Raw genomic sequence first — 4,551 nt, 5'->3', positions numbered from 1 at the left:
CAGATAGTACGGCAAGGCGAGGCAACGCCGTACTGGTTTAAAGTTAATCCACTATAAAATGAAGTTTTGCCCCATCGGTGCAACACCAATATTTTTCAACAAAGGAAACCCCATGCCGTCTGAAAACAATCTTCTTCCTCTACCCGATACCCTGTTGCGCCCCATGGTAGAACAAGCCTTGAGCGAAGATCTGGGCAGGCGAGGTGATATTACGTCCGCAGCCGTTATAGCACCCGATAAAACTGCCAAACTTTTCCTGATCAGTCGTGAGGACGGCGTTATCGCAGGCATGGATTTAGCGCGCCTCGCCTTTCAGACGATGGATCCGTCCGTCCGCTTCCAAGCCGAAATCCGAGACGGGCAAGCCGTCCGCGCAGGTCAGACGCTTGCCGCCGTCGAAGGCAACGCCTGCGCGCTGCTCGCCGCTGAACGCACTGCACTCAATTACCTCACACACTTGAGCGGCATCGCCACCGCCACCGCTCGCGCAGTAGCCGAAGTCGCCGAATACGGTACAGACATCGTGTGCAGCCGCAAAACCATCCCCCTGTTGCGCGTCCTGCAAAAATACGCCGTCAGAGCAGGTGGCGGCGTAAACCACCGTATGGGCTTGGACGATGCCATCCTCATCAAAGACAACCATCTTGCCTATTGTGACAGCATCGCCCAAGCAGTTCGGCAGGCAAAACAGGCGGTCGGACCCTTGACCTGCGTGGAAATCGAAGTGGACACATTGGCACAACTGGACGAAGCCATCGCAGCAGGCGCGGAACGGATTTTGCTGGACAACATGGACGACGAAACCCTGAAAGAAGCGGCAAACCGCTGCCACACGCAAACCGCCCATCCCCACGCCGTCTATTGCGAAGCATCGGGCGGCATCGGCTTTGACCGCCTGAAACGCGTGGCGCAAACCGGCGTGGACGGCATCGCCCTCGGCTATCTGACCCACAGCAGCCGCTCGTTGGACATAGGTTTGGATTTCGTGGCTTAAATTTCGAGTTTGCTATAAAGCAAAGGCCGTCTGAAATATAGACGTTTCATTTTCAAGCAGCCTTTTTGCTTCCAAAGCAGAAGATATAAAAATTATGCAGGTTAGCTTCAACCTTCATATAACATGAAAGAGTAGGGCATAACTAAGCCATCATGTAAAAAGCCGTCTGAAACCCAATGTTCAGACGGCTTTTTACTCTCAAAATGATTAATTGATCATCACCATTTTCCAGTTATCCCAATGCGTATTGTCCGCCCAGGTGCAGGCATATAGGAACGGCTCATCGGGTCGAGGTAGTAGCGGTTGGTCAGGTTGCTGCCCACAAGCTCGGCGGTCAGATTTTTGCCGATTTTGTAGCGCAAATAGGCGTCCCATACGGCAACAGGCTGCCAACGCATGGTATCTGTATCCGCTTGAAGATTATAGTCATTGATACGGTTTAATTGATCATAATATGCCTGCCATACCGTACGGCGGTTTTGATACACACGGCTGTGATAATGGAAGCGGATGCCGCTTTCCAGCTTGTTGTGGAAGAAGCGTCCACCCAAGTCGGCATCAACCGACCAGCGCGGCTGAACCATACTGGCAAGATAACCTTTATCGGTCAAACCGCCGTAATTACATTCGGGAGCAGGAATAAATCCGCCGCCAGTCAAGTAACTGGAATCATGTACACTGGAAACGGCAAAAGATTTGTCGCAGACTTTATTTTTCAGTGTACGCAATACGCCTACGCCACCGAAAAATTTGCCGGTATCAAAGCGCGCCTGCAATTCCACGCCGGTACGGATTTGTTTGTCGAATTGCTCGAATTCAAAATTCTCGTCCCTGTCGATGATATTTTTGGTTTTGTTGCGGAAGTAGTTGATACGTAAATCCGCATTTTTCATTTTCGGAAACAGTCCAGTTAAATCATGAATGTAGCCGACTTCCCAGTTTTTGGCGTGTTCGGGCTGCCAACCGTATCCCATTCGTGCAAATGAACCCGCAGCAGTCGAGAAGCCATAAGTCCCCTCAAATATACTGGGGAAACGTAGGGATTCGGTATAGCGCAGATAGGCTCGGGCATTATCGGTAAAATTGACGGCGGCTGAGAATGCAGGAGCCCATCCGCTGCCACCCTGTTTGTGGGCACGTTGTAGTTCAGCAGGGGTAATCGGGGATCTGTATATTTTGTCGCTACGAGGCATAAATGTATATTTCTGGACTGTGCGCAGACTGTCCGGATCGTTTGGATCGTAGGCAGGATTGACGGTTTGGCTGTGTAAATCGGAAACGGTAAACCAGGGGTTGTCAGCAGGATTCAGACGACCTCTATCGTCTTTACGCCAATAGTATTTCAGCTTATCCAGCCTTGGTCTGTTTTCGTCATTATGGGGAGTGGGATTTAATATTGCCACCCCTCTATCATCAATTACGATACTGTCTCTTGCCGCATTGAATTCGTCATTGTTAACCGCATTCAGATAATCACGATATTCCTGCTCGGTTGCTACACGGGTAAACTGAAATACCTCACCTCGATTGACTTGTAAGGGATTGTTGTATTTGTCAAATCCGGTTTTCAACCGCTCGTTGTCGTCCTGTATCTTGAAGTTGGTATAGCGCGCTCCTGCTGTCAAAGTCAGCCAGCTCATCGGCTGGTAGCGGAAATTGAAACCAAAATTCCATTCTCTGCGCCTACCGTTCCTCGGCTCGCCGAACCTTGTCAGCTCGGTATTGGTAGCCAATTGTGATGCCTCTATTTCTTCCCTGTATTTATCCAAACCATCATGACTTAATTCTTCTGAAAACTCATTACGGGATCTCAATTTTTCATTTTGGAAGTCACCCATCAGAGTCAACGTCAGCTTGTCATGCAGCTTCATGCGGTTGGAAAAATTGAAACCGTTGCGGGTATTGTTGGCATAGTAGGCATTGCCCTCTATGGTATTGAATCGCCCGTTGGTATTCGGAAGCTGTTCAACGACATCTGGTTTTTTCGTGTAACCCAATGCCTCATACATGCGCTTGGTTTCTTCATTGTAGGTATTCCAGCGACTCATCACAGTTTTCCACATCATTAAATTGTCCACCCTGTCTTCATACAGGGCATCGCCGGGTGAGCCGCCTGCTGTATTGGTTTTGGATTTGGTACGAGTCGTCCACAATGACGCATCGAAATCTATCCAACGGCTGCCTTCGGGCTTCCATGAATAATCGATATTGTAGGAACGCTGCTTGACCCATGCCCTCGGCCATTCGGCGATTTTATTCAGATTATCCGGCGTACTGAATAGCGGACCAATGACGCGGGAGGGCATGATTTCGCCGAAAGTAGAGTCGGTGTGGCGCAGACCGAATTTCAAAGTTTGGCGGTTCGGCAGACGAAAGGTGGTTTTACCCAGCCATGATTTATTTTCCAGCGAAGTATTGGTTACCTCTCCTCCCGGATGATAAAAAAGTCCGATACGTGCAATATCGGGTGCGCCCAGCATAGCTTCACTGCCGTAAAATTTTTCTCCTCTTGCCGCAGCATCCGCAATCTGCCTGTTTAATTCATTTACCGTTTCCATCGTCCAAGGACCGATATAGCCGTAGCGCTCCGCCCCTTTTTTACCGGAAAAATAATTGCCTTTACTGCGGTAGGCATAGGCGAGCATGGCATCAAAATTGTCCTGCTTGGTGGCGGCGGCAATGCGGTAGGCTTTATCCTCACCAAATTTATTGCGTCCGCTAAAACGTTGGCTGACTCGGTCGGTATCGTCCAACATTGCCCGCCAAATACCGCCGAGTGCGACGGTAGGATCATCCAATGTCCGATAATCGACTGATTTTTCATAGACATTGGTACGCTGCTTGATGGAATTATTGGCAGCCTCCGCCTTAATTTCAAATCCGTATTTCTGCCCTTCGGGGACAATATCGTCGGCATCGATGGTCTTCAGGGCGACGGAGCCGCCTATGCCGCTTTTCATATCACGGCTGAACGAGGGACCTTTTTCAATGGAAACGCTGCTGATGATGTTGGGGTCGACGTAGTTGTGGTTGTTTGCGCCTGCGTAGCCGCGCCAGACGGTAATCGCCTGCTCCATGCCGTCGATGGTAACGGGAATCCGTCCCTGTCCCTGTACGCCGCGTATATTGGGATCCAGCGCGCCGCTGTACACGCCGGACATACCGCTCAAAAGGTCGGATATGGTGTTGCCTTTGAAGGTTTCGACTTCGTTTTTGCCTTTGTAAAGATTGACGATTTCGCGGGTATAGACGCGGTTTTTACCGATTTCGTCTTTATTGCGTGTGCCTTTGACAGTGATGGTATCGAGAATAACTGTCGAATTATCTGCAGCATAAACGGTAGGTGCAAAACCAATGGCGGCGATGCAGGCGGAGAGGGTGGTAACTTTGATCGGTTGCATAGAATGTATCCATATAACTTGATTGGTAAGGCCGTCTGAACAAGACAGACCGAATAGATGCGATTGCACTCTGACTAAAATAATACAAATAAGTTTGATTATTATTTATAATTTTATGAAATTCTAACTAATTTTTAATAATATGGAAATGTTTTT

2 protein-coding genes are annotated in these 4,551 nt (G+C 49.2%); one reads left to right on the top strand and one right to left on the bottom strand.

Annotated features, from left to right (window positions below; translation table 11 throughout):
- The first annotated feature begins 112 nt into the window (after positions 1 to 112).
- Positions 113 to 994, top strand: a complete 882-nt coding sequence (nadC, locus tag Q1M25_RS08330) for a carboxylating nicotinate-nucleotide diphosphorylase (protein ID WP_300483802.1) — start codon at positions 113 to 115, stop codon at positions 992 to 994.
- A gap of 218 nt (positions 995 to 1,212) precedes the next feature.
- Here the strand turns inward: nadC and Q1M25_RS08325 are convergent, their stop codons facing one another.
- Positions 1,213 to 4,395, bottom strand: coding sequence for a TonB-dependent receptor (locus Q1M25_RS08325; protein ID WP_300483801.1), 3,183 nt, complete (start codon positions 4,393 to 4,395; stop codon positions 1,213 to 1,215).
- Positions 4,396 to 4,551: the final 156 nt, after the last annotated feature.

Source organism: uncultured Neisseria sp. (genome assembly GCF_951230505.1).
In the GTDB taxonomy this organism is placed as follows: Bacteria; Pseudomonadota; Gammaproteobacteria; order Burkholderiales; family Neisseriaceae; genus Neisseria.
The sequence above is the reverse complement of the archived record's forward strand: the minus strand, read 5'-3'. Positions and strand labels throughout refer to the sequence as shown.